Origin of the sequence: Pseudomonas sp. 21LCFQ010 (assembly GCF_024129905.1) — a bacterium.
In the GTDB taxonomy this organism is placed as follows: domain Bacteria; phylum Pseudomonadota; class Gammaproteobacteria; order Pseudomonadales; family Pseudomonadaceae; genus Aquipseudomonas.
On record NZ_JAMYDZ010000003.1, the window covers coordinates 1 to 23,505 of the forward strand.

23 protein-coding genes and 1 pseudogene are annotated in these 23,505 nt (G+C 62.2%); 10 read left to right on the forward strand and 14 right to left on the reverse strand.

From position 1 onward, the window contains the following. The 4 genes and pseudogenes from NJC38_RS05120 to ptsP form a co-directional block, all read left to right on the forward strand. A pseudogene (locus tag NJC38_RS05120) lies at positions 1 to 477 on the forward strand (threonine ammonia-lyase, biosynthetic); the annotation flags it as partial. Positions 478 to 586: 109 nt separating this feature from the next. Next, positions 587 to 1,000, forward strand: a complete 414-nt coding sequence (locus NJC38_RS05125) for a DUF2269 family protein (RefSeq protein WP_045485844.1) — start codon at positions 587 to 589, stop codon at positions 998 to 1,000. Positions 1,001 to 1,170: 170 nt separating this feature from the next. After that, complete coding sequence (locus NJC38_RS05130) at positions 1,171 to 1,650, forward strand: RNA pyrophosphohydrolase (RefSeq protein ID WP_045485847.1); 480 nt, start codon at positions 1,171 to 1,173, stop codon at positions 1,648 to 1,650. A 21-nt stretch (positions 1,651 to 1,671) separates the two neighbouring features. Further along, positions 1,672 to 3,951 (forward strand): phosphoenolpyruvate--protein phosphotransferase, encoded by a 2,280-nt coding sequence (ptsP, locus tag NJC38_RS05135; RefSeq protein WP_045485850.1) that lies wholly within the window; start codon positions 1,672 to 1,674, stop codon positions 3,949 to 3,951. 13 nt (positions 3,952 to 3,964) lie between these two features. Here ptsP and NJC38_RS05140 read toward each other — a convergent pair whose 3' ends face one another. Then, positions 3,965 to 4,711 (reverse strand): NRDE family protein, encoded by a 747-nt coding sequence (locus NJC38_RS05140; protein WP_253111881.1) that lies wholly within the window; start codon positions 4,709 to 4,711, stop codon positions 3,965 to 3,967. A 127-nt stretch (positions 4,712 to 4,838) separates the two neighbouring features. Between NJC38_RS05140 and lgt the strand changes: the two genes are divergently transcribed. After that, a complete protein-coding gene (gene lgt / locus NJC38_RS05145; protein ID WP_045485856.1) occupies positions 4,839 to 5,651 on the forward strand; it encodes a prolipoprotein diacylglyceryl transferase in 813 nt (270 codons plus the stop codon). Positions 5,652 to 5,703: 52 nt separating this feature from the next. Continuing rightward, positions 5,704 to 6,675 (forward strand): thymidylate synthase, encoded by a 972-nt coding sequence (locus NJC38_RS05150; protein ID WP_045485859.1) that lies wholly within the window; start codon positions 5,704 to 5,706, stop codon positions 6,673 to 6,675. Here NJC38_RS05150 and NJC38_RS05155 read toward each other — a convergent pair. Beyond that, positions 6,620 to 8,071, reverse strand: coding sequence for a PLP-dependent aminotransferase family protein (locus NJC38_RS05155; RefSeq protein WP_253111883.1), 1,452 nt, complete (start codon positions 8,069 to 8,071; stop codon positions 6,620 to 6,622). The two genes, NJC38_RS05150 and NJC38_RS05155, sit on opposite strands and share 56 nt — an antisense overlap. 90 nt (positions 8,072 to 8,161) lie before the next feature. Between NJC38_RS05155 and NJC38_RS05160 the strand changes: the two genes are divergently transcribed. Genes NJC38_RS05160 through NJC38_RS05170 form a run of 3 tightly spaced genes read left to right on the forward strand, consistent with a single transcriptional unit; the run spans position 8,162 to position 9,673 of the window. Then, entirely contained in the window at positions 8,162 to 8,608 is a 447-nt protein-coding gene (locus tag NJC38_RS05160; RefSeq protein ID WP_253111884.1) for a GNAT family N-acetyltransferase, read from the forward strand. Then, positions 8,605 to 9,216: an NAD(P)H-dependent oxidoreductase gene (locus NJC38_RS05165; protein WP_253111886.1), complete on the forward strand. Its 612-nt coding sequence runs from the start codon at positions 8,605 to 8,607 to the stop codon at positions 9,214 to 9,216. The genes NJC38_RS05160 and NJC38_RS05165 overlap by 4 nt, the downstream gene beginning before the upstream one ends. Positions 9,217 to 9,241: 25 nt before the next feature. After that, positions 9,242 to 9,673, forward strand: coding sequence for a carboxymuconolactone decarboxylase family protein (locus NJC38_RS05170; RefSeq protein WP_045485871.1), 432 nt, complete (start codon positions 9,242 to 9,244; stop codon positions 9,671 to 9,673). 79 nt (positions 9,674 to 9,752) lie between these two features. Here the strand turns inward: NJC38_RS05170 and NJC38_RS05175 are convergent, their stop codons facing one another. The 4 genes from NJC38_RS05175 to cadR form a co-directional block, all read right to left on the reverse strand. Then, entirely contained in the window at positions 9,753 to 10,913 is a 1,161-nt protein-coding gene (locus NJC38_RS05175) for a mandelate racemase/muconate lactonizing enzyme family protein (RefSeq protein ID WP_253111888.1), read from the reverse strand. A gap of 29 nt (positions 10,914 to 10,942) precedes the next feature. Further along, positions 10,943 to 12,244, reverse strand: a complete 1,302-nt coding sequence (locus tag NJC38_RS05180; RefSeq protein ID WP_045494102.1) for an MFS transporter — start codon at positions 12,242 to 12,244, stop codon at positions 10,943 to 10,945. A 263-nt stretch (positions 12,245 to 12,507) separates the two neighbouring features. Then, positions 12,508 to 13,524 carry a LacI family DNA-binding transcriptional regulator gene (locus NJC38_RS05185; RefSeq protein WP_253111891.1) on the reverse strand — a complete coding sequence of 339 codons (1,017 nt, stop codon included), beginning with the start codon at positions 13,522 to 13,524 and terminating at the stop codon, positions 12,508 to 12,510. 39 nt (positions 13,525 to 13,563) lie between these two features. Beyond that, the gene (gene cadR / locus NJC38_RS05190) at positions 13,564 to 14,010 is read right to left on the reverse strand and encodes a Cd(II)/Pb(II)-responsive transcriptional regulator (protein WP_045485879.1); all 447 of its coding nucleotides are present in this window, start codon (positions 14,008 to 14,010) and stop codon (positions 13,564 to 13,566) included. A gap of 83 nt (positions 14,011 to 14,093) precedes the next feature. On the opposite strand from cadR, the gene NJC38_RS05195 reads away from it, so the two are divergent. After that, entirely contained in the window at positions 14,094 to 16,316 is a 2,223-nt protein-coding gene (locus NJC38_RS05195) for a heavy metal translocating P-type ATPase (protein ID WP_253111892.1), read from the forward strand. A gap of 183 nt (positions 16,317 to 16,499) precedes the next feature. Here NJC38_RS05195 and NJC38_RS05200 read toward each other — a convergent pair whose 3' ends face one another. From NJC38_RS05200 to nhaA, 8 genes are all read right to left on the reverse strand, one after another. Beyond that, positions 16,500 to 17,888, reverse strand: a complete 1,389-nt coding sequence (locus tag NJC38_RS05200) for an amino acid permease (protein ID WP_045485885.1) — start codon at positions 17,886 to 17,888, stop codon at positions 16,500 to 16,502. A 120-nt stretch (positions 17,889 to 18,008) separates the two neighbouring features. Then, complete coding sequence (locus NJC38_RS05205; RefSeq protein ID WP_253111894.1) at positions 18,009 to 18,707, reverse strand: anti-sigma factor; 699 nt, start codon at positions 18,705 to 18,707, stop codon at positions 18,009 to 18,011. Then, entirely contained in the window at positions 18,704 to 19,246 is a 543-nt protein-coding gene (locus tag NJC38_RS05210; protein WP_045485891.1) for a sigma-70 family RNA polymerase sigma factor, read from the reverse strand. Before NJC38_RS05210 ends, NJC38_RS05205 begins: the two co-directional genes overlap by 4 nt. A gap of 79 nt (positions 19,247 to 19,325) precedes the next feature. Further along, the gene (locus tag NJC38_RS05215) at positions 19,326 to 19,859 is read right to left on the reverse strand and encodes a DUF3455 domain-containing protein (RefSeq protein WP_045485894.1); all 534 of its coding nucleotides are present in this window, start codon (positions 19,857 to 19,859) and stop codon (positions 19,326 to 19,328) included. 111 nt (positions 19,860 to 19,970) lie between these two features. Then, positions 19,971 to 20,768 (reverse strand): phosphatase PAP2 family protein, encoded by a 798-nt coding sequence (locus tag NJC38_RS05220; RefSeq protein WP_253111897.1) that lies wholly within the window; start codon positions 20,766 to 20,768, stop codon positions 19,971 to 19,973. A gap of 3 nt (positions 20,769 to 20,771) precedes the next feature. Then, on the reverse strand, positions 20,772 to 21,452 hold the full coding sequence (locus NJC38_RS05225) for a histidine phosphatase family protein (protein ID WP_253111899.1): 681 nt from the start codon (positions 21,450 to 21,452) through the stop codon (positions 20,772 to 20,774). A gap of 111 nt (positions 21,453 to 21,563) precedes the next feature. After that, positions 21,564 to 22,235, reverse strand: a complete 672-nt coding sequence (locus NJC38_RS05230) for a class I SAM-dependent methyltransferase (protein ID WP_253111901.1) — start codon at positions 22,233 to 22,235, stop codon at positions 21,564 to 21,566. Positions 22,236 to 22,313: 78 nt separating this feature from the next. Beyond that, the gene (gene nhaA / locus NJC38_RS05235; protein ID WP_253111903.1) at positions 22,314 to 23,489 is read right to left on the reverse strand and encodes a Na+/H+ antiporter NhaA; all 1,176 of its coding nucleotides are present in this window, start codon (positions 23,487 to 23,489) and stop codon (positions 22,314 to 22,316) included. Between the last annotated feature and the right edge of the window lie 16 nt (positions 23,490 to 23,505).

The following is a 23,505-nucleotide window of genomic DNA, read 5'->3' on the forward strand; positions in this document are numbered from 1 at the left end:
GAAGCGATCGGCAAGCGCCAGATCACCGAATTCAACTACCGCTACCACACCGACCGCGAAGCGCACATTTTCGTTGGCGTGCAGACCCACCCGGAGCGCGACCCGCGCAGCGCGCTGATCGCCAGCCTGAGCGAACAAGGCTTTCCGGTGGTCGACCTGACCGACAACGAACTGGCCAAGCTGCACATCCGCCACATGGTCGGCGGGCACTCGGAGCGGGTCAGCGACGAAGTGGTGCTGCGCTTCGAATTCCCCGAGCGGCCGGGCGCGCTGTTCAACTTTTTGAATAAACTGGGCGGACGCTGGACCATTTCGATGTTCCACTACCGCAACCATGGCGCAGCCGATGGCCGGGTAGTGGCCGGGCTGGTGGTGCCTGCCGAAGAGCGGCATCTGGTTGGCCAGGCGCTGAACGAAATCGGCTATCCACATTGGGATGAGACCGATAACCCGGCTTACCGGCTATTTCTAGGCTAAAGGTATTCTCGTGGCTGCTCTTGTAGGAGCTGCTCGTAGGAGCTGCTTTAGCAGCGAACAAAACTGCACAGATAAATCCGCTCCTGCATCGCTCAAAGGAGGTCGCTTCATGGACACCCTGATCGCTCTGAAAACCCTGCACATCACCGCGCTGCTGGCCGCGTTGGCTTGCGCCGCCGGGCTGGCCGTCTGGCTGATCCGGGGGCGGCGGGCCGGCAATCTGCTGATTCATGAACGTCTGCTGCAACGCCCGTCATTATGGGCCTGGCTGGGCATGGCGGTAAGCCTGGCCATTTTGCCGTTCAGCGGCTGGTGGCTGGTCCATGGTCTGGGCCTTTCACTGGGGCAGGGCTGGATTCTGTCCAGCAGCCTGCTTTATAGCGGCGGCATCATTGCCTGGGCATGGCTGGTGCTACGCCTGACGAGAGCAGCGGCTAAACAGCGCTTCACCTTGGTGCTGGCTGCCGTTGCCGCCCTGTGTTTTATCGTCATGGCGCTGCTGTTGATCGTTCGTCCGGGCTGAGTCGCAGGTTCGCGGGCAGCGTTGAGAGCCGGTTAGCCCCTGAAAATACTGAAAAAAGCATCAATCAATACGCGCTTTTCACAAGACTTCAGATAAGGTGTCAAGGCTCGTTGCTGGTTTGAGGGGCTTTGTGGAACAATGCGGCGACATGCGTTTGCGAGGTTGTTGCCGTGATCGACCCCGATGGTTTCCGTCCTAATGTCGGGATTATTCTGACAAACGATGCTGGTCAGGTCCTATGGGCTCGGCGTATTAACCAAGATGCCTGGCAGTTTCCCCAGGGTGGTATCAACCCTCAGGAAACGCCAGAAGACGCGCTGTATCGCGAGTTGAACGAAGAAGTGGGTCTGGAGCGCGATGACGTTGAAATTCTCGCCTGTACCCGTGGCTGGTTGCGTTATCGCCTGCCGCAGCGCTTGGTGCGTACCCATAGCCAGCCGCTGTGCATCGGCCAGAAGCAAAAATGGTTTCTCCTGCGCCTGATCTCCAACGAGCAACGGGTGCGGATGGATTTGACCGGTAAACCGGAGTTCGATGGCTGGCGCTGGGTCAGTTATTGGTACCCGCTGGGCCAGGTGGTGACATTCAAGCGCGAGGTGTATCGGCGCGCACTCAAAGAGCTTGCCCCGCGCCTGCTGGCGCGTGACTGACACGGAGTTCGACCCCGAGCCATGCTCAATACGCTGCGCAAGATCGTCCAGGAAGTTAACTCCGCCAAGGATCTCAAGGCGGCGTTGGGCATTATTGTGTTGCGTGTCAAGGAGGCCATGGGCAGCCAGGTCTGTTCGGTCTACCTGCTTGATCCGGAGACCAACCGCTTTGTACTGATGGCCTCCGAAGGCCTCAACAAGCGCTCCATCGGCAAGGTCAGCATGGCCCCCAACGAAGGTCTGGTCGGCCTGGTCGGTACCCGGGAAGAGCCGCTGAACCTCGAAGACGCCGCTGCTCACCCCCGTTACCGCTACTTTGCCGAGACCGGCGAAGAGCGTTACGCCTCATTCCTCGGCGCACCGATCATCCACCACCGGCGTGTGGTCGGGGTGCTGGTGATCCAGCAAAAGGAGCGTCGCCAGTTCGACGAAGGCGAAGAAGCCTTCCTGGTCACCATGAGCGCGCAGCTGGCCGGGGTTATCGCCCATGCTGAAGCCACCGGCTCGATTCGTGGTCTGGGCCGTCAGGGCAAAGGTATTCAGGAAGCCAAGTTCGTCGGTGTCGCCGGTTCGCCCGGTGCTGCCGTCGGCGTGGCGCTGGTCAGGCTGCCGCCGGCAGACCTTGATGTCGTGCCGGACAAGACCGTCACCGACATCGATGCCGAGCTGGCACTGTTCCAGAACGCCCTCGAAGGCGTGCGCAACGACATGCGCACCCTGTCGGCCAAGCTGGCCACCCAGCTGCGCCCTGAAGAGCGGGCGCTGTTCGACGTCTACCTGATGATGCTCGACGACGCTGCGCTGGGCAGTGAAGTGACCAATATCATCAAGACCGGCCAGTGGGCACAAGGCGCCTTGCGTGCGGTGGTCACCGAGCACGTCAACCGCTTCGAGCTGATGGACGACGCCTATCTGCGCGAGCGCGCCTCGGACGTCAAGGATCTGGGCCGGCGTCTGCTGGCCTACCTGCAAGAAGCGCGGCAACAGGCGCTGGTCTACCCCGACAACACCATTCTGGTCAGTGAAGAACTGACCCCGGCCATGCTCGGTGAAGTGCCCGAGGGCAAACTGGTCGGTCTGGTCTCGGTCATGGGCTCGGGTAACTCCCATGTGGCGATTCTGGCGCGGGCCATGGGCATTCCCACGGTCATGGGCCTGGTCGACTTCCCGTATTCGAAAGTCGACGGTATCGACCTGATCGTCGACGGCCACCATGGTGAGGTTTACACCAACCCCAGCGATATCCTGCGCAAACAGTTCAGCGTGGTGGTCGAAGAAGAGCGCCAGCTGTCCCAGGACCTCGACGGCCTGCGCGAGCTGCCTTGCGTGACCCTCGACGGCCATCGCATGCCGCTGTGGGTCAACACCGGTCTGTTGGCCGATGTGGCCCGTGCCCAGCAGCGTGGCGCCGAAGGCGTCGGGCTGTACCGCACCGAAGTGCCGTTCATGATCAACCAGCGCTTCCCCAGCGAGAAAGAACAGCTGGCGATCTACCGCGAACAGCTATCAGCCTTCCACCCGTTGCCGGTAACCATGCGCAGCCTGGATATCGGCGGTGACAAGGCGCTGTCCTACTTCCCGATCAAGGAAGAGAACCCGTTCCTGGGCTGGCGCGGCATCCGCGTCACCCTCGACCACCCGGAAATCTTCCTGGTCCAGACCCGCGCCATGCTCAAGGCCAGCGAGGGCCTGAACAACCTGCGCATCCTGCTGCCGATGATTTCCAGCACCCACGAAGTGGAAGAGGCGTTGCACCTGATCCACCGCGCCTGGGGCGAGGTGCGCGACGAAGGCGCTGACGTGCCGATGCCGCCGGTCGGGGTGATGATCGAAGTGCCGGCAGCGGTTTATCAGGCCCGTGATCTGGCGCGCCAGGTGGACTTCCTTTCGGTGGGCTCCAACGACCTGACTCAATACCTGCTGGCGGTAGACCGTAACAACCCGCGGGTGGCCGACCTCTATGACTACCTGCACCCGGCGGTCCTGCAAGCCCTGCAAAGCGTCGTGCGTGACGCTCATGCCGAAGGCAAGACCGTGAGCATCTGCGGCGAGATGGCTGGCGACCCGGCGGCGGCGGTGCTGTTGATGGCGATGGGCTTTGACAGCTTGTCGATGAACGCCACCAACCTGCCCAAGGTCAAGTGGATGCTGCGTCAGGTGCAACAGAGCAAAGCCCAGGAACTGCTGGCGCAACTGATGCAGAACGACAACCCGCAGGTCATCAGCAGCTCGTTGCAGCTGGCTCTGCGCAATCAGGGACTGGGTCGCATGCTCAATCCGGGCTCGGTCAAAGGTCATTGACCCTGCGCAGCGCCTACACGTTGATATCCACATCGCCCAACCGCGCACCAAACGGTCCGAAACTGCGCTCGATTATCCGCTGTTGCCCATCCGCGCTAACGATCAGTACGGTACTCGCCCGTGTCCCATAGTTACCGCTGGCGATAAACACGCTCGACAGCAAGATTTCCGTCTGCAAGCCAACCCCGGTGTCCGGTAATTGAGCCTGCGGCGCGGGTTCGGCATCGGCCAGTAATGCCAGCAGCCGTTCTGGCTGAGGGTCGTGCAGGTTACCCTCCAGCGCCGCCCGAGCCTTGCGCAGCTTGGGCCAGGGGGTATCCAGCCGGGCATTGGATAACCCATAGACCCCTGCTTGCAGACATACAGGCTGCGCCTCTTGTGAGTTCAGGTAGTGCAGCTCATCGAGCGTGCCAGCCAGCAGATTGAAGCCACTGTATTGCCCGGCACGCGCCGCGACATCAGCCATATACTGCGCAGGCGACTGGCTGCCGGCCAGATAGTCTGCAACCAGTTCGCCCCGCGAGCGATGGCCCAATGGCTGGCCTGGGTCGCGAATATTGGTCAACGCGGCAAACCGCCCGTGTGCAGTGATACCCAGCCAGGTCCCGCCGGCCTCCAGGTCGCGGCCGGCATGAATCCCGTCGGTAGCTTCCCATACCGCCAGGGGCCGGGCAGGGCGGGCATAAAATTCGTCACGGTTGGCGGCTACAATCAATGGCTGCGCGTGGCCGGGGCGCCAGGCGAACACAATCAGACACATACGTCGCTCCTTTGGAAGATGAAACTGTAGCCATCTTCAGACGGTCGCGGCTAGAGCGTCACGCCACGCTCCGGTAACATGCCCGGCTTATTAAGTTGCCAGAACGGCATCTCACCAAGGAGTCGCAATGCTGCCTTACCCGCAGATTGACCCGGTAGCGGTATCCCTCGGACCGCTGCAAATTCACTGGTACGGTTTGATGTATCTGGTTGGTATCGGCGGCGCCTGGTGGCTGCTGTTGCGTCGGGTCAATGCGTTCGACCCGAGCTGGACCAAAGAAAAAGTCTCCGACCTGATTTTCTGGCTGGCCATGGGCGTGATTGTCGGTGGGCGGCTGGGTTACGTGCTGTTCTACGATCTGTCGACCTACCTGGCCAACCCGCTGCTGATTTTCGAAGTGTGGAAAGGCGGCATGGCCTTTCATGGCGGCTTCATCGGCGTGATGATCGCGGCCTGGTGGTTTGGCAAGCGCAACGGCAAGACCTTTTTCCAGTTGATGGACTTCGTCGCACCAGTGGTGCCGATCGGCCTGGGGGCCGGGCGTATCGGTAACTTCATCAACGCCGAACTGTGGGGCAAGGCGACCGACGTGCCGTGGGCCATGGTCTTCCCGCCGTTCAGCGATCCGGCCCAACTGGCGCGCCACCCGTCGCAGTTGTACCAGTTCGCACTGGAGGGTGTGGCGCTGTTCATCATCCTCAACCTGTATATCCGCAAGCCGCGTCCGACCATGGCGGTATCCGGGATGTTCGCCATGTTCTATGGCATCTTCCGCTTTATCGTCGAATTCGTACGTATGCCCGACGCGCAGCTGGGTTATCTGGCCTGGGGTTGGGTCACCATGGGGCAGATCCTCAGCCTGCCGATGATCATCGCGGGTGCGGTCATGATCTGGCTGGCCTACAAGCGCGACCCGGCGGCCCACAAGGCAGCCGTCTAATACTGAAACGCCGGGCCTGGTTGCCCGGCGTGTTCATTCAAGCAGGTGATTTATGAAGCAATATCTGGAACTCGTCGCCCACGTGATCAAACACGGGACCTTGCAGGCCAACCGTACCGGGGTGAATACCATCAGCTTCCCCGGCGCGATGCTGCGTTTTGACCTGCAGGAAGGTTTCCCGGCGATCACCACCCGGCGCCTGGCATTCAAGGCCGCCATCGGCGAGATGGTCGGTTTCCTGCGCGGGGTGAATAACGCCGCCGAGTTCCGCGCGCTGGGCTGCAAGGTCTGGGATCAGAATGCCAACGAAAACGCCCAGTGGCTGAACAACCCGTTCCGCCAGGGCGAAGACGACCTGGGCGAGATTTACGGCGTGCAGTGGCGTAAATGGCCGGCCTACAAGCGCATTGCCGCCAGCAACAGCGCTGCCATCGAGCAGACCCTGGCCCAGGGCTACCGGCAGATCGCCGAGTCCGAAGAGGACGGCCAACCGTTCGTGGTGCTGTACAAGGCCATCGACCAGATCCGTCAGTGTGTCGACACCATCATCAACGACCCCGGCAGCCGCCGCATTCTGTTCCACGGCTGGAACTGCGCCCAGCTGGACGAAATGGCCCTGCCGCCGTGCCATCTGCTGTACCAGTTGCACCCCAACCCGCAGACCCGGGAAATCTCCCTGACCCTGTACATCCGCTCCAATGACCTGGGTCTGGGCACGCCCTTCAACCTGGCCGAGGGCGCTGCGCTGCTGAGCCTGATTGGCCGCCTGACCGGCTACACACCGCGCTGGTTCACCTACTTCATCGGCGACGCCCATGTGTACGAGAACCACCTGGACATGCTCAACGAGCAGCTCAGCCGCGAGCCGTACGCGCTGCCGAAACTGGTGATCTCCGACCGTGTGCCGGACTTTGCCAAGACCGGCGTGTACCAGCCCGAGTGGCTGGAACTGATCGAGCCGTCCGACTTTACTCTTGAAGGCTACCAGCACCATGCGCCGTTGACGGCGCCGATGGCCGTGTAAGCAACGCTGCCAACTGACTGGCCAGTGCCGCCGCCTGTTCGGCACTGGCCACGTTGGTAAAGCCCATCATCAGTCCTTGCCGGCCTTCATCCTCCAGATACCACTGCGACAGTGGCTGGACGGCAATCCCGGCTTGCTGCGCCCGCTCTGCAATTGCTACATCATCACCGTCGCGCAGTCGCGCCAGCACGTGCATACCGCCGGCCTGGGGATCGATCTGCAGTTTTTCGCCGCACGCTACCTGCAATGCCTCGACCAGCCACTGCCGCCGACGTGCATATAGCCGGCGCATTTTGTTCAGGTGCCGGGCGAAATGGCCTTCAACAAGAAACTCACAAACCGTGGCCTGTTGCAGCAGCGGGCAGTGGTTGTGCAGGCGGTCGACCTGGCGGGCGAAGGCTGCGCTGTGGTCGGGCGGCACCACCAGGTAGGCCAGGCGCAGTCCGGGAAACAGCACTTTGCTGAAGGTGCCGGTGTACAGCACCCGGCCTTGCTGGTCGAGGCTCTTGAGGGCGGGTAGCGGTTTGCCTTGATAGCGGTATTCGCTGTCGTAGTCGTCCTCGATGATCCAGCTGCCATTGCGGTTGGCCCAGTCCAGCAGGGCCAGGCGGCGCGGCAGGCTGAGGGACACGCCCAGCGGGCTTTGGTGGGTCGGGGTGACCACCGCGAAACGGGCGTCGGGGGCACGGGCGATGCCTTGGGCGACATCCAGACCGTGCTCATCCACCGGCACTGGCACCAGTTGTGCGCCAGCTTCCAGCAGTGCATGACGGGCCATGAAGTAGCCCGGCTCTTCCAGCCAGCAACGGTCACCGGCGCGCATCAGGGTGTGGCTGATCAGGTCCAGGCAGGCGCGATACCCGGCGCAGACGAACACCTGTTCCGGCCGGCAGGCGATGCCGCGGGATATCCCCAGATAAGTGGCAATCGCCGCGCGTAGCGGCCCGTGGCCCTGCGGGTCGGGGTAGACCAGGCCGTCCAGGCCGCTGTGGCGCAATTGCCGGCCGGCCAGCCGGGTCCAGAGCTTGCGCGGGAAGGCATCCAGGGCCGGCACGCCCATCTGCAAGGGCATTGGCAGGCCGCCACTGTGGTTCGACAGGTAAGTGCTGGGGCTGGTTGGCGTGGCCAGATTTGGCATCGTCAGCGCTGGCAGTTGCGGGCTGACGATGGTCCCGGCGGCGCCTCTGGCCAGCAGGTAGCCTTCGCCAATCAGCAACTGATAAGCCGTCTCGACCGTGCCTCTGGCCAGGTTCAGCTCTGCCGCCAGGGCGCGTACCGCCGGCACCCGCTCGCCGGGGCGCAGGCGGCCATCGGCGATGGATTGGCGAAAACGCTGATACAGCTGGCGATAGATCGGCTCAGGCTGATTGCGGTCCGGTTCAAAGGCGTGTGACATGGCCCAGTCGTTTAATCATTTTTCGGCCCTGTAGCTTAAGCCATTCGCGGCCTAGAGTAAGTCATCTTCTGAACATCACGAGTGACCGCGATGAACTGCACCTTCTTGCACCTTGAAGACCCTCAGGCCCTGACGGCCAGTTTCGGGCTGATGCGTGTGCTGCGCCCGCATCTGGACAACGCTGACGCTTATGTCGCGCAACTGCAACGGCAGGCCGGCCAGGGCTATCGGTTGCTGGCCGCGATGCAGGATGCACAGATTGTCGGGCTGGCCGGTTACCGCGAGCTGGAAAACCTGCTGTATGGCCGCTTCGTGTATGTCGATGATCTGCTGATCAGCCCGGCGTTACAGCGCAGCGGGCTGGGCGGGCAACTGCTCGATCAGGTTCGCCAGCAGGCCCGGCAGCTGGGCTGCGATCATTTTGTGCTGGATACCGGCCTGCACATGGCTTTGGCCCAGCGCTTCTACTTCCGCCAGGGGCTGCTGGCGAGCGGCATGCACTTTACCCAGCGCCTGCGGGCCGGGGGCACACTATGAAGCGGGTTCTGCTCATCAACGCCAGCCCCATGGGCCAGGATTCCCACGCCCATCGTCTGGCTGAAGAACTGCTGGCCAGCCTGGGTCATCAGCAGGTGGATATCGAACGGCTTGAGCGCGATCTGGGACGCGACCCATTGCCGCCGCTGTCCGCCGACTACGCCCAGGCGCTGACCACGGTCACGCCGTTCGACGCGCCATTGTTCGAGCTGTCCGAAGCATTGATTGGTGAACTGGAAACCAGCGATGTGCTGCTGATCGCCACCCCGATGCACAACTTCACCGTGCCGGCGGCGCTCAAGCTGTGGATCGACTACGTGCTGCGCATTCACCGCACCTTCAGCGCAGGTCCCGATGGCAAGACCGGGCTGCTCAAGGACCGCCCGGTGTATGTGCTGGTCGGCTCCGGCGGCTTTCATCAGGGCGAGCGCGCCAGGCAGCCGGACTTTCTGACGTCCTACTTGCGCCATGTGCTCAACACCCTGGGGCTGTTCGATGTGCATTTCAGCTATTTGCAAGGCCTGGTGTTTGGCGCTGAAGCCGTCGAGCAGGCCCTGCATGAGGCGCGTACCCGGCTACGGCTGGAACCGCTGTTCAGGCAACTTTGATCATTTCTTGTACAGGAGCTAAACCATGAGCCAACTCAGACTGCCGTTTTCCACCCTCTCACCAGCGGCCTATCAGGGCCTGTTGGCCACTAACAAAGCGCTGGTCGAAGGGCCGCTGGGCCTGCCGCTGGTAGAGCTGGTGTTTCTGCGGGTTTCGCAGATCAACGGCTGCGCGTTTTGCCTGGGCAAGCACTCGCAGACCCTGCGCGACAGCGGTGTGGCGCAGAACAAGCTCGATTGCCTGGCCGGCTGGCGCATCAGTGAGCTGTTCGATGCGCGTGAACGTGCGGCCCTGGCGTGGGCGGAAACCCTCACCTACGTCAGTGACAAGGGCGCCCCCGATGAGCTGTACGAGCCTCTGCAAGCGCACTTTTCAAGTGCCGAGATTTCCGACCTGACCTTCGCCGTGTCGCTGATGAATGCTTTCAACCGGCTGGCGGTGGGGATGAAACTGTAGGGACTGGCTTGCCAGCAAAGACAGCGGCACATTCGCAGTCGATGCTGCGAGTGTGCCAGCCCCTTTGCTTTTGCAAGCATTACGGCCGTTGGCCGATTTCCACGCTTTGCGCCGTCCAGCCGGCAACCCGTTCACTCAACGACAGGCCCAACCCTGGGCGGGTCGGTACCAGCATGCGTCCGTCGCGGGTTTCCAGGCGTTCGTTGAACAGCGGCTCCAGCCATTCGAAGTGCTCGACCCACGGTTCGGTCGGGTAAGTGGCTGCCAGGTGCACATGCAGCTCCATGGCAAAGTGCGGGGCCAGCATCACCCCGGCCTGTTCGGCCATGGCCGCGACCTTGAGGAACGGTGTGATACCGCCGACCCGCGGCGCGTCAGGCATCAGATAGTCAGCGCCGCGCAGTTTGATGAATTCGGCGTGCTCGGCCACGCTGGTGAGCATTTCGCCGGTCGCGATCGGCGTATCGAACTGCTGGGCAAGGGCGGCGTGGCCTTCGGCGTCGTAGCAATCGAGCGGCTCCTCGATCCACACCAGGTTGTAGGCCTCGAACTGCCTACACATGCGCTGTGCGGTCGGGCGGTCCCACTGCTGGTTGGCGTCGACCATCAACGGGAAGTTATCCCCAAGCTGTTTGCGCACTGTGCTGACCCGCTGGATATCCACCGCGCAATCGGGCTGGCCGACCTTGAGCTTGATGCCGCCGATGCCCTTTTCCCGCGACAGCTCAGTGTTTTTCAGCAGTTGCTCCAGCGGCGTATGCAAAAAGCCGCCGGAGGTGTTGTAGCAGCGCACCGAATCACGCTGGGCGCCGAGCAGGCGGGCCAGCGACAGGTTGGCGCGCTTGGCTTTGAGGTCCCACAACGCGACATCGAAGGCGCCGATGGCTTGGGTCGACAGGCCGCTGCGGCCCACCGAAGCACCGGCCCAGCAGAGTTTTGTCCACAGCTTGGCGATATCGCTGGGGTTCTCGCCGATCAGCGCCGGGGCGATTTCCTGGGCGTGGGCAAACTGGCCGGGGCCGCCGGCACGCTTGGAATAGCTGAACCCCAGGCCGCTGTGGCCATCTTTGGTCTGGATCTCGACAAACAGCATGGCGATCTCAGTCATCGGCTTCTGCCGACCGGTGAGTACCTTGGCATCGCTGATCGGGTTGGCCAGCGGCAGGAAGACCGACGACACCTTGATCCAGGCAATCTGGTCGTGGTCGGCGGATGGGCGGTCTGGTTGTTGTACGGTCATGTCGCTCTCCTTGAGGGTGTGGATAACTTTTATGGCTTGAGCGCGGCGGACTCGGCCGGCTTGTGGCTGGGTTCAGCTGGCTGGGCGGATTCGTCGAGCTCCATGCGCTTGAGCGGGCCGACGATAAACAGATAGGCAAAGGCGCCAAGCAGGCCCATGGCGGCGACATAGACCAGGGCCATGTCGAACGAGCCCTTGCTGACCAGCAGGCCGATGGCGATGGGAGTCACGATGCTGGCGATGTTGCCGCAGAAGTTGAACATCGCGCCGCTGATGCCCATGGCTTGTTTGGGCGAGACATCGCCGACGATGCACCAGCCCAGATTGCCGACCCCTTTGGCGAAAAAGGCGATCGACATCACCAGAATGACCACCGTCACCGACTGGGTGTAGTTGGCGACCACGATGCTGCTCGACAGCAGCAAGCCGCAGATGATCGGGGTCTTGCGTGCGGCGGTGAGGCTAAAGCCTTTCTTGAGCATCCAGTCTGACCAGACGCCGCCGACCATGCCGCCGATAAAGCCCGCCAGCGGCGGGATGGCCGCCACCAGACCGACCTTGAGCATGGTCATGCCCTTGGCTTCGACCAGATAAGTCGGAAACCAGGTGAGGAAGAACCAGGTGATCGAGGTTAGGCAGAACTGTCCCAGATACACGCCGAGCATCATCCGATTGGCGCCGATGGCCTTGGCGCGTTGCCAACTGAACGCGGTTTTGGTGTCGCCGATATTGGGCATGCCGCCACCGGCTTCGATGTAGTCGATTTCGGCGCTGTTGACCCGTTTGTCCTTGCGCGGCTCATGAACCATCTTGAACCACAGCAGGCCGATCAGGATGCCGGCCCCGCCGGTCCAGAAAAACACGTGTTGCCAGCCAAAGCTGCTGAGCAGCAGCACCATCAGCGGGGTGAAGGCGGCCAGGGCGAAATACTGCGCCGACTGGAAAATCGCCGTGGCCAGGCCGCGCTCGTTGCGCGGGAACCACATCACCGTGAGGCGGTTGTTGGCGGGGAAGGCCGGCGACTCAGCCATGCCCATCAGAAAGCGCAGCACGAACAGCGCGACGAAAGCCGAGCTGAACAGGTCGACGTAACCCTGCAAAAAGGTCAGGGTCGACCACAGGATCAGGCTGACGCCCAGCACCAGACGCGAACCGTAACGGTCGAGGATGATCCCGCCGGGAATCTGCATGCTGGTGTAGGCCCAGCCAAACGCCGAAAACGCGATGCCCATGGTCAGCGCGTCGAAGCCCAGCTCATTGCGCATGGCGGGGGCGGCGATGGACAGCGTGGCGCGGTCTACGTAGTTGAACACGGTGACGATGAAGATCATCGCCAGGATCAGGTAGCGGACGTTGGTCCTGGCTACCGGGGAGGCTGATTGGCTCACTTTTATTGTCTTCCTTATTGTGATGAGGCGTTGAATGTGGGGTGCCGCCTGGCTCCACTGCACCGTGATTGCTGAATATGATTGCGCAATCATTTGTTAATCAAAAAAACAGGCACCCGGACATGCGGAACACCTGATGAGCGAAGCATACAATGATTGCGCAATCATTCAAGGGTGCATTCGTCGCTTTTGCAAAAAACCAAGGTTCAGGTGGTCTGGCGTTCGATCAAGTTGAAACCTGTATCAATACGCACCGGATCGCCGACGTTATCAGCGTTATTGAAGCGTTCGAGCAGGGCTTGCGCGACTTTCTGGCCGATCAATTGGCCGTCGACGCTGACCGTCGACAGCGCCGGATAGACCTGGGCGGCGGCGCTCAGGTCACCAAACCCCATCACTGCCAGGTCTTGCGGCACGCGCAGGCCACGGCTGGCGGCTTCGGCCAGCACACCTTGGGCGATGGTGTCGGAACTGCACACCACCACTTCCGGCAGTGGCCCTTGCTCCAGCAACTGTTGCAGGCCGTCGCGGCCGGTTTTCAGGGTCGCCGGCGGGGTCATGACTTGCAGCGGCACAGCGTCGATGCCGTGCCGGCCAAGCTCGTCGATCACGCTCTGGCAACGCCGCACACCCCGTGGATCGCCCAGGCTGATGACGGAAAAGCGTCGGTAGCCCTTGCCGAGCAGGTGTTGGGCAATGGCCTCGCCGACCCGCTCGTGGGAGAACCCCACCAGCATGTCCAGCGGATCGTCCGCCAGGTCCCAGGCTTCCACCACCGGAATGCCCGACTGGGCCAGGCGCAGGCGGCTGGATTCGGTGTGCAGGGTGCCGGTGAGGACGATGCCATCCGGGCGGCGGCCGAGAATCGCTTCCAGGAGTTTCTCTTCCTGCTCGGCAGAGTAGCCGGTCAAACCCAGCAAAGTCTGGTAGCCGGCCTGGGCCAGACGTTCCATCAGCGCCTGCACCGTATCGGCGAAGATCGAGTTGGCGATGGTCGGCAAGAAGATCGCCACCAGCCGGCTCTTGTTGCTGGCCAGGCTGCCAGCCAGCATGTTCGACACATAGCCGGTCTGGCGCACCGCTGCCATGACCTTCTGCCGGGTCTGCTCGCTGACCACCTCCGGACGGCTCAAGGCCCGCGACACTGTGATCGGCGATACGCCGGCCACCTTGGCGACGTCGATCAGGGTCAGGTTGGTGGAGGGGGCAGCTTTCTTCGGCATGGACGGTCCTGGCTGTGTCGCGGGGCGCTAATGTATCACCTAGTGCCCGTGGCTTCTGCCGACATGTGACGGCTCGCCCTCGGGCGCAGCTACTGCGCCGGTGACCTCCAGCCGGTCAAGAATCGCGCAGTGGTCCGGGTCGTTGTCGTTGCAGCGCTGGCGCAGGTTACGCAACTGCTGTTGCAGCGCCTGCAGGCTGGCGACCCGCGCGTCGACGTGGGCGATGTGCTCGTCGATCAGGGCGTTGACGCTCTCGCACTGATCCTGCGGGCTGTCGCGCAGGTTCAGCAGGCGCCGGATTTCATCCAGGGTCATGTCCAGGCTGCGGCAATTGCGGATGAAGCTCAGGCGCTCGACGTGGGCCTGGGTGTACAGCCGGTAATTGCCTTCGGTACGCGACGGCACAGGCAACAGGCCTTCGCGTTCGTAATAGCGGACGGTTTCGACCTGGGTGTCGGTCAGTTTGGCCAGTTCACCGATTTTCATGAGCAGGATTCCGCGCAGGGGCTTGACCCTATAGTGGCTACAGGGTGTTCACTTGGCAATATCTTGATTTGGAGGATGGACCCATGGGGCAGATCACCCGGCTTACACCTGTGCATAAACATGACGATCACCAACCTGAGCAACCCGCCCACAATCATGGCTGCTGTGGTGGCGCTGCGGCACCGGCGCAGGTGACCCTGGTCGCGGCGGCGGATGGTGAGGCGCGGTTGAGCCAGTTCAGCATCGAGCAGATGGACTGCCCCACCGAACAGACCCTGATTCAGGATCGCCTGGGCAAAATGGAGGGGATTCACAAGTTGGAGTTCAATCTGCTGCAGCGTCGTCTCGGGGTCTGGCATGTGTTGCCCGACACCGCCGCGATTCGTGACGCGATTGGCTCGCTGGGCATGCAGGCCCAGGCGCTCGAAGAGGGCGCAGAGGCTGCCCCGGTAGCGAAAAAAAGCGCCTGGAAGTTGCTGACCGTGTCGGGCCTGACTGCACTGGGCGCAGAGCTTGTGCATTTCAGCGCAGGGCCGGAGTGGCTGGTGATCGTGCTGGCGCTGGTGTCGATCCTCAGTTGTGGCCTGGGCACCTATAAAAAGGGCTGGATTGCCCTGAAAAACCTCAATCTGAACATCAATGCGCTGATGAGCATCGCGGTTACCGGCGCGGTGCTGATCGGCCAGTGGCCGGAAGCAGCCATGGTGATGTTCCTGTTTACCGTGGCCGAACTGATCGAAGCGCGCTCGCTGGACCGGGCGCGCAACGCCATCAGCAGTCTGATGCAACTGACTCCGGAAACCGCCACCGTGCAGCAGGCCGATGGCAGTTGGCTGGAGCTTGAAGCCAAGGCTATCGAGCCTGGAGCGTTACTGCGGGTGCGGCCCGGCGAGCGCATCGCCCTGGACGGCGAAGTGGTCAGCGGGCAATCGACCATCGATCAGGCGCCGATTACCGGCGAAAGCCTGCCGGTGGAAAAGACAGTGGGCGACAAACTGTTCGCTGGCACCATCAACCAGGCAGGTTCTTTGGAGTACCGGGTGACGGCTGCGGCCAGTCAGTCGACCCTGGCGCGGATCATCCATGCCGTCGAACAGGCGCAAGGCGCCCGTGCGCCGACCCAGCGTTTCGTTGACCAGTTCTCGCGTATCTACACCCCGGCCGTGTTCCTCACCGCGTTGGCAGTGGCACTGATCGCACCGTTGTTCCTGGCCGGCGCGTGGTTCGACTGGATCTACCGCGCGCTGGTCCTGCTGGTGGTGGCCTGCCCTTGCGCACTGGTGATTTCCACCCCGGTGAGTATTGTCAGCGGTCTGGCGGCGGCGGCGCGTAAAGGCATCCTGATCAAGGGCGGGGTGTATCTGGAGATGGGCCGGCAGATCGACTACCTGGCCCTGGACAAGACCGGCACCCTGACCCATGGCAAGCCGGTGCAGACCGACTGTGTGGTACTCGACAGCCGGGTCAGCAGCGCACCAACCATTGCCGCCAGCCTGGCGGCACGCTCTGACCATCCGGTGTCGCTGGCCATCGCTCAGGCCGCCGATAGCAGTCTGGCGCTGGCGCCAGTCAGCAACTTCGAAGCGCTGGGCGGTCGTGGCGTGGCCGGGGATATCGACGGTCGTCGTTATCACCTGGGCAACCACCGCCTGGTGGAGGAGTTGGGGCTGGGCTCAACAGCGCTGCAAGCACGGCTCGATGCACTGGAGTCGCAGGGCAAGACGGTCGTGTTGCTGCTCGACGAAAACGGCCCGCTGGCGTTGTTCGCGGTGGCCGACACGGTCAAGGACAGTAGCCGCGAAGCCATCGCGCAACTGCATGAGCTGGGCATCAAGACCCTGATGCTCACCGGTGATAACCCGTACACCGCCCGTGCGATTGCCGATCAGGTTGGCATCGACCAGGCCCGCGGCAATCTGCTGCCGGCCGACAAACTGCAAGCCATTGAAGCGCTGTACGCCAACCAGCACCGGGTTGGCATGGTCGGCGACGGCATTAACGACGCCCCGGCCCTGGCGCGTGCCGAAATCGGTTTCGCCATGGCCGCCGCCGGCACCGACACCGCCATCGAAACCGCCGATGTCGCGCTGATGGACGACGACCTGCGCAAAATCCCGGCCTTCATCCGCCTGTCCCGCGACACCTCAGCCATCCTGCGCCAGAACATCGCCCTGGCACTGGTGACCAAACTGATCTTCCTGGCTATCACCTTCACCGGCATGGCCACCATGTGGATGGCCGTGTTCGCCGACATGGGAGTCAGCTTGCTGGTGGTATTCAATGGATTGCGACTGCTCAAAAAATGAGCAGGTTCTAATGGCACGCTATGCAATCGCAGACTTACAGCTACAACGTAGTCCTAGCTGCATACCCCGGTGGGAGCCAGCTTGCTGGCGAAGGCGGCGGCACATTCGCAGCAGATGCTGTGAATGTGCCGGCCTCGCTGGGCAAGGCCTTCGCGGCTGAAGCGGATCAAAGCCCGGCCGCTCCTACAGGGTTTTGCCTTTCCCGGCATCCGTGTTCGGCTGTACCCAGATGTAATAAGCCAGCACCAGCAACACCACCCATACCGCACCTACCATCAATGCCGCGCGGCTGTTCGGGAACCAGCCCAATACACCAAAGATGAACACCATAAACACAATCGCCGCCGCCGGACCCCAAGGCCAGAACGGCACCGGGAACTGCAGCTTGCTGACCTCATCGGCATTCATTGAACGACGCATGGCCACCTGAGTGAGCAGAATCATCAGCCATACCCAGACCGTGGCGAACGTCGCCAGCGACGCGATAAGCAGGAACACATCCTTGGGAATCAGGTAATTGAGCACCACACCCCCCAGCAAGGTGATCCCCATCACCAACACGGTCATCCACGGCACGCCCTGTTTCGACAGCTTGGCGAAGCTCTCTGGCGCCTGACCTTCTTTGGCCATGCCGTACATCATCCGTCCGGCACCGAAAATATCGCTGTTGATCGCCGACACTGCCGCCGAAATCACCACGATATTCAACACCGTGGCTGCCGCAGGCATACCCAGATTATTGAAAATCTGCACGAACGGGCTGCCCTGGGTACCGATCTGCGGCCATGGGAACAGGCACATCACCACAAACAGCGTCAGTACATAGAACAGCAGGATCCGCAGCGGCACCGCGTTGATCGCCTGCGGCAGGCTGCGTTTCGGGTCCTTGGCTTCACCGGCGGTGATGCCGATGATCTCGATGCCGCCGAAGGCGAACATCACCACCGCCAGCGAGGCAATCAGCCCGGCCACGCCATTGGGCATGAAGCCGCCGTGTTCCCACAGGTTGCTGATCCCGGTGGACACCTCACCGCCGGTCGCACTGCCGATACCGAACAGCATGATCCCTGCACCGCCGACGATCATGCCGATGATGGCGCTGACCTTGAGCAATGACAGCCAGAACTCGGCCTCACCGAACACCTTGACGTTGCACAGGTTCAGCGCGCCGATGAAGAACACAATCGACAACACCCAGATCCAGCGCGGCACCTCCGGGAACCAGAAGCCCATGTAGATACCGAATGCGGTCACGTCGGCAAGGCAGACGATGATCATCTCGAAGGCATAAGTCCAACCCAGCACAAAGCCTGGCAACGGGCCCAGATAGCGGCTGGCGTAGTGGCTGAACGAGCCGGATACCGGGTCATGAACGGCCATTTCACCCAGTGCGCGCATGACCATGAACACCGCCGCACCACCGATCAGGTAGGCCAGCAGCACCGCCGGGCCGGCTTGCTGGATGGCGGCCGCCGAGCCATAGAACAGCCCTGTGCCGATGGCAGAGCCCAGGGCCATGAAGCGGATATGGCGGGCGGATAACCCACGTTTCAAACCATCTGTTGACGTCATTTCTGGTCCAATTCATTACTGGTGTGGCAAGTGACTGCACAGCTGTGCGCAAAAAACTGCCCCTGACAGGCAAGCCCGCCATTCTACGGCAAGAATGCCGTGAGCGTTTTGCGCGATTGCTCAGATCACTTTCACTGCCCGCCCAATGAACTGGATCGGCCCGGTCGGTTTGCCGGTCGATGAGCCGTTGGCGCTTTCCAGGGTCAGCTCGAACAACTGGTTGGGTTGCAGTGGCGGCAGTTTGTCGAGCGGTACATGCAGCGTCTGGCCAGGTTTGACCAGGCCCAGCGAGACCGGGCCTTGCCAGTCATCGCCCTTGGTCCAGAACTCCAGCGCCTTGTCGCTGGGGACTTCACTGACGCTCAGCGGAATCAACTGGATCTGGCGGCTGTCGCGGGTCTGCACCACCCAGCCCGGCGCCTTGTCTTGCGGTGCGACCAGCACCACCACATACGAGGGCTGGCTGAGCGGTGGCTGCATCAGCAGCAGGCTGCCCAGCACCAGCGAGGCCGCCAGCCCGGCACCGGCCAGGCCGCGCCACAGCCCCAGGCTGTCCCACCAGCGCCGGGCGCGCTCGGCACTGCGCAGCGGTTCGGCCAGCGACTGTTCGATGCGCGACCACAGTCCGGCAGATGGCTGTACCGGCTCGCACAGTTCGGTCAATGGCAGCAGCCGGGCTTCCCAGGCATCGACCGCGGCTTGCAAATCCGGCTCGACCGCCAGGCGCTGTTCGACCTCGGCCCGTTCGCTGGCAGACAGGGTGCCGAGCACATATTCGCCAGCCAGCTCATGAAGATCGCGATCAGCAGTTGAAGTCATCCCAGGCACTCCCGCAAGGCCGCCAGGCTGCGCTTGATCCAGGCCTTGACGGTGCCCAGCGGCGCGCCGACCTGCCGGGCGATCTGTTGGTGGGTGTAGCCGTCGACATAGGCGTGACAGATACAGTTGCGCCGCACCGGGTCGAGCTGTTCCAGACAATGCTGGAGGCGTCCCGGATTGACCTGCCAGTCGAACGCTTCAGCCTCCTGTGCCGCCAGGCCATGCACTTGATCTTCCTCCAGCGCCACTTCACGCGCGCTGTTGCGGATATGGTTGAGTGCCAGACGGCGGGTCAGGGTAAAGATCCAGCCGCGTGCCGAACCACGCTGCGGATCGAACCGGCTGGCCTGCGCCCAGATTCTGATGAACGCGTCATGCACGATATCTTCTGCCTGCGCGCGGTCACGCACGATGCGCAGGACAACGCCCAGCAAGCGGGCGCTTTCCTGATGATAAAGGCGCTGCAAGGCCCCACGCTCGCCACGCGCGCAGGCCTGCAGGGCGGCTTGATAATCAAACTGCGATTCGTACGAGGTCAAAGTCGATCCACCATCTGAGGATTACTGCGACCTCGAACGAGGCTGCCAGTGCAGCAGCATAGACCACACCGGCTGGCGGTTAGTTGGCAGCCCAGAAAACATAATCGGCCTGGTACTTGACCACTTCCTTGGCGCCCTTGTTGCTCTCGTTGCAGGCTTTGGCCGGGGCCACGCCGCCCTTGAGCGCCACGCGCTGGATATAGGTGGTGCCGGTCAGGGTGCCTTTGCCTTCAGCCGGGTTGGCCTTGACCAGCTGATAAGGCAGGTTGCCTGCGCTCGATGGCGCGACGGCGACTTGGGTGCCGGTCAGTTTCGAGCCGTCTTTGGCTTCCCAGGTGGCTGGCGGGCCGTAGTAGCTGCCGACTGCCTTGCCGCTCTTGTCATTGAGTACCGCCTTGGGACCGACGAAGGTCCATTCCAGCTCGTTGGCGGCATTGGCTTTGGCCTTGCATTCGTAGGTGATTTCACCAACGCCGGTGGTGTGCAGGCTGACCTTGTTGCCGGCCGGCACCCGAACGCTTTCGGGCAGATCGGACTGGGCGAAGGCGCCCGGTGCCAGGCAAGTCAGCGCCAGAGTGGTTCCGGCCAGGCAGAGCAAGCGTTTTGCGTTCATGCAGAAATCTCCAGAAAGTTGAACCGCGCTCAGCAACTCAAGGGCTGCTATGAAGTACTACCCGCGGGGAGACGATCTGGATGCAGTGGCGAAAAAATATTTTTCGGCTGGCTAATGCTGTTGGGTTGGCAGTGATTCAAGCGCTGGCGGGCGCTGCTCATCCGGGATTTGACGATAAACGCTGCGGGCCATGAGTGCGCAACACCACCACACCACCAGCCCGGCCCAGAAGGTGTGTGACAGGTAGTGCCAGCCCTGCAGCACCCGGGTGGTGCCGAATACCAGGCCCAGCGCCAGGGTTGTGATCAGGACCTTGCGTGCGTGTTGCCACTGATACCGCCGGGCAATGAAGTACAACGCCATCAGGCTGAACGCCCCGCTGGCATGGCCACCCGGCCAGCAGCGACCGGGGCCGGCCTTATCGAACAGGCTGAAGTTGGCAAACCACAGGTAGTGCTGCTGCTTGCCGCCATACAGGGTGGTTTCCACCGGACAGTACACGCTGGTGTGGCTTTTGAGGTAATGGACGGCCGTTGCACTCAGAGCGAAAGCGAACAGGAAATACAGACTGTCGCGAGCATGACGGTGCGACCATTCCAGCACTGCGGCCAGGCGTGTTTTACGGGTCAGACGCAGCACGCGGTTATCGGGGCGGCGGTTTAGCAGCCACCAGGCACCCGCCAGCAGCAGCGCAACGATTGCCGCACTGGTGAACAAGCCTGGAATCGCCCGCGCCCATTGATGGGTAATGCGTTCGAACAGCAGGTTGTGTTCGAACACGAAGGTCTGTGTGGCCGGGTCGTAAAACAGATTACTGATGGTCTGGTCCAGGTCGGTAAGGTCGAAGGCCAGGAACGTCAATACGGCCAGTAGCACCGAGATGCTCAGCGAAGGGTGGCGGGCGGGCATGGCTCACTCCTGGAATACGGACAGCTTTTGCCACTGGTCAGCTTTCATCGAACCCAGCAGGTGTGGTTTGCCCTGACCATTGACTGACACCAGCAGCGCTTCGGTGTAATCGCTATCGCGCTCGCCTGGCTGCACGTGGAGTTTGCGCAGCAGGTGGTCGATACAGCCGCTGTGGGTCACCAGCACCATATTGCGATGGCGGGTTTTTTGGGTCATCAGGCTGCCAGCAAACCCGGCGTCGCAGTTCCCGACCCAGCTGGCGGTGGGAATTTCCCGGCCAAAGATGAACGAGGCGGTCTGGCGGGTGCGGGTCAATGGGCTGGCCAGCACCTGGGCATCGGCCAGGCCCAGCTTCTCAAGGCCAATGCCCACACCCTGAGCCACCTGGGTGCCGGCCAGGGTGATGCCGTCGGGCGGACCCAGGCAAGCGTTGCTGGACTGGTCGCAACGCTCGGCATGGCGAATCAGCACGATTACATTGCCTTGCTGCCATTGGGCAAGGGCCCCGGAGTTGACCAGTTGATTATCTTTGCCAAGGTCGGTGACCCGATTGAGGCTCAGGTACCAGCCAGCGGCTGCAGTCATGATCAGCAGTATCGCAAAAGCAACGCAGCGGGCGAGTTTGCGCAACAGGCTGCGGGGCGCGAGCGATGGGGTCAGGGGGGGGTCGAGGGTCAGGGCCACGGGGTGCTCCGCACTGATGATTGTGAGCTGGCGCGGTTGCGCGTCAGCGAGGCTGGCCGCACTTTAAGAATCCGCAGGTACTGGGTCGGTGAAGTGCTTGTGAAAAAAACATCACGTGCCGTCGGCATACTCTTTTTGCAGTATGTACACGCTGCGCATCGACAGCAGCGGGGCGAAATCCAGGCGTTGCAGGATGTGAAAACCTGCTGCGCGAAACTCTTTTTCGATCCGGGCGCCGGGCATAGCAACGTAATCGTCGGCTTCTGGCCCGCGGTCAGGGAAAAAGCGTTGCTGCCAGGCCGACAGGTTGCCGTCGATGCAGACCGAGACAATCACTGTCTCGCGGGTGACGCGATGGAATTCCTGCAGCAGCTCCATTCGCAGCATCGAGTCGCGCACCTGCGCGAACAGATCCATGCAGAAGATGCAGTCAACACAGTTGTCCGGCAGGTCGATGTCCAGCACGGTGGTCTGCAAGGGCATAATGCGCTGTACCAACGCTGGCTCGTGGCTGCTACAGGCCGCGTGGATGGTGTCGGCACTCTGGTCGGCGGCGACGATGATGCGTGAGGTTTTTTCTGCCAGTACCTGCCAGAATCGCCCGGCATCACAGGGTAAATCGAGCACCAGTCCTGGATCGTCAGCCCAGTGCAGAGCCTTGCGCACAAGCTGCTCTTCACGCCACCGCACCAGGCGTGTGGACAGGCTGGTATGCGCAACAGTCAGATGATGGCCGACCGCATGATGGTCAAGGCCTGGTTCAATGCTTGATGGCGTGCTCATGACACTCTCCAGTGGTTCATGAGCACTACATTAGTAAGCCTGACGTTGCACGATGGTCAGGCGCAGGTGAAAAGCGTGTCAGCTTCGCTGCGGTGTGGCCCGCAACAGCAGCATGCCCAGCACGGCCGACAGCCCGGAGCCGATCAGCACGCCAACTTTTACTTCATCGACCAGATGTGGCGCACCGGGGAAGGCCAGGTTGCCGATGAACAGGCTCATGGTGAAACCGATGCCGCACAGCACCGCCACACCATACACCTGCAGCCAGTTGCTACCCTGCGGCAAGACGGCCAGCCCGGCGCGGATCGCCAGCACGGCAGCGAGGAACACGCCGACCTGCTTGCCGACGAATAACCCCAGCGCCACCCCCAGCGGCACCGGGTCGACCAGGTTGTCGGCGCTGATCCCTGCCAGCGATACACCGGCATTGGCAAAGCCGAAGATCGGCACGATGGCGAACGCCACCCAGCCGTGCAGCTTCTCTTCGAGCAGCAATAGCGGCGACTGGCTTTCGTCCTTCTCGCTGCCCAGCGGGATGCACAGTGCCAGCGCTACACCCGCCAGCGTGGCATGCACGCCGGACTTGAGCACGAACACCCACAGCAATACGCCCAGCAGCAGGTAGGGCAGCAGGCGTTTGACCTGCAGGCGGTTCATGATCACCAGCACCGCCAGCGTGGCGAATGCGGCGAGCAGCATGGGGATGTTCAGGCCCGAGCTGTAGAACAGGGCGATGATGGTCACCGCACCCAGGTCATCGAGGATCGCCAGCGCGGCCAGAAAAACTTTCAGCGAAGTCGGCACCCGTTTGCCCAGCAACGACAGCACGCCCAGCGCGAAGGCGATGTCGGTGGCTGCCGGGATCGCCCAGCCACTGAGGGTTTGCGGGTTGCTCCAGTTCACTGCCAGATAAAGCAGTGCCGGTACCAACATGCCGCCAGCCGCGGCAAAGCCGGGCAGGGCGCGTTGCTCCCAGCTCGACAGGCCGCCGGCCAGCACTTCGCGCTTGATCTCCAGGCCGACCATCAGGAAGAACACCGCCATCAAGCCGTCGTTGATCCATAGCTCCAGCGACAAGCCTAGCCAGACGGTATGCAAGGCTGCGAAGTAACGGTCGGCCAGCGGACTGTTGGCGACGATCAGCGCCGCCAGTGCAGCGAGCATCAGGACGATGCCGCCAGCGGCTTCGGAATGCAGAAAATTACGCAGCAGGGCGAGGGCGCGGGGTGATTCCTGGCGCGGAAAGTGAGTCATTGGATTTCCTGTAAAT